Below are 2054 nucleotides of genomic sequence, written 5' to 3'. Positions count from 1 at the left end.
ATAAGAACGCCATACTGAACGCCGTCAGCTGGTACGACGAGAGCGCGCAGAAGGTTATAGCCAAGCGGCACAAGATGTCCGTGACGGAGATCGAGGAACTGACCGCACATCTGGGCTGCACGGCAAACGATCTGGTCGATTTCGGCTGGTACCTGCAGCCAGACGGCAGCTACGTGACCTACGAGAGTGAGAGCGAGTTGCGTGATGCGGAGAATGTGCCGTTGAAGGATGATATCCACCGTTACTTCCTAACGGAGGTGAAGCCTCACGTAGAGGAAGCCTGGATCAATCTTGACTCGGTGAAAATCGGCTACGAGATCAGCTTCAACAAGTACTTCTACCGCCACAAGCCACTGCGAAGCCTAGAAGAGGTAACGCAGGACATCCTGGCACTGGAGGAGAAGGCCGATGGACTGATCGCTGATATTCTCGGTATTAAGGTGGCGACTCGACTGGAGCCAGCGGAATGACTATCAAGTCGTATCCTAAACACGAACGCTTCAAACCATCCGGTTTCGATTGGATAGGCGATATCCCAGATTCCTGGAACGTCGAGAAGCTGGGCTCTGCGCTTACTGAGGTCTCGGAAAAAAATTGCCGAGACCTACCGCTCCTTTCAATTACGCGCGAACAAGGTGTCATCAGACGTGATGTCAACAACCAAGACAGCAACCATAATTTTATCCCTGACGACCTTAGTGGTTACAAGCTGTTGCTCAAGGGCCAGTTCGGGATGAACAAAATGAAAGCGTGGCAGGGCTCATACGGAGTCTCCGAGCATACCGGCATTGTCAGTCCTGCCTACTATGTCTTTGACTTCGTGCGTGAGGTTGATCCGTACTTCTTCAACATTGCTATTCGAAGCAAGCTCTACGTTTCCTACTTCGGTTCGGCTTCAGATGGGGTCCGCATTGGCCAATGGGATTTGAATAAACCCCGAATGCGACAAATTCCAATTCTGCTGCCACCACTCCCCGAACAGCGCGCCATCGCGGCGTTTCTGGACGGGAAGTGCGGCACGATCGACGAGGCGGTGCGGATCAAGGAGAAGCAGGTCAAACTTCTGGCCGAACGCAGGAAAATCCTGATACAGCAAGCCGTTACCCGCGGCCTGAACCCTAACGCCCCCTTGAAGGACAGCGGTATTGACTGGATCGGCCGGATTCCTGTGCATTGGGAAGTGAAGCAGCTCAAGCATGTCCTTTCACAACCATTGAAATACGGAGCGAATGAAGAGGCTCTAGAGTGTGTGGAGGGAGATCCTCGGTATATACGCATTACTGACTTCGGGTCAGATGGTAGTCTCAGAGACGAAACCAAACGCACCCTTCCACCGAAAGTCGCTCGTGACTACCTCTTGCAGGATGGTGACATTCTATTGGCTCGCAGTGGCGGCACGGTTGGAAAATCATTCTTGTTTGCTGAAGGGATAGAGGCATGCTTCGCTGGGTATCTAATTAGGGCGCGAAGTAATAGGAAACTCATTGAAAGTTCGTACTTGAACACATTTTTCCGTTCGCCTTCGTTCGAGCACTGGAAGGAGTTGATATTTTCAAGAGCGACGATCCAGAACATCGGAGCGGACAAATATGGTGCTTTGCGTCTACCGTTGCCGCCTCTCAAAGAGCAAAGGGAGATTCAACGTCATGTCGAAGTCTTCAATGAGAAGATCGATGCTGCCATTGCTGTTAAGCAATCTCAGATCACCGCACTGCGGGAATACAAAATTAGTTTGATCGACTCCGCTGTGACTGGAAATATCAAGGTGATTTAATTGCCTTTTTCAACGGGGCCTCGGGTATAGGACGTAAGAATACAATAATGAATTATTCGGTCAGCAACACTAAAGAAATTGCCCTCGAACAGGCTATTGAGCGGCGTCTTTGCGGCGCCACCACGGAAGAGCTGGTTGTCGGTGACGGCCCTCTTGGTCCCTTCCGTATCGGCCTGCCCTCTGACTTTGACCCATCTCTCGCGCTCGATAAATCAAAGTTCTGGGAATTCCTCGAAACGACGCAGAGTAAAGATCTAGAAAAGCTAAAGCAACACAACCC

Annotated in this window: 2 protein-coding genes and 1 pseudogene; all 3 read left to right on the top strand. The window is 51.2% G+C overall.

Translation table 11 applies throughout. The features are described from left to right. Nucleotides 1-470, top strand: a pseudogene (locus tag ACSHWX_RS18560) (SAM-dependent DNA methyltransferase); the annotation flags it as partial. Then, nucleotides 467-1774: a restriction endonuclease subunit S gene (locus tag ACSHWX_RS18555; RefSeq protein ID WP_435669690.1), complete on the top strand. Its 1308-nt coding sequence runs from the start codon at nt 467-469 to the stop codon at nt 1772-1774. The pseudogene ACSHWX_RS18560 and the gene ACSHWX_RS18555, both read left to right, overlap by 4 nt. A gap of 47 nt (nt 1775-1821) precedes the next feature. Beyond that, a partial coding sequence (locus ACSHWX_RS18550; protein WP_435669689.1) for a hypothetical protein occupies nt 1822-2054 on the top strand: 233 nt, incomplete at its 3' end.

The sequence above is a fragment of the Maritalea sp. genome (genome assembly GCF_051251695.1).
GTDB lineage: Bacteria > Pseudomonadota > Alphaproteobacteria > Rhizobiales > Devosiaceae > Maritalea.
The sequence above is the reverse complement of the archived record's forward strand: the minus strand, read 5'-3'. Positions and strand labels throughout refer to the sequence as shown.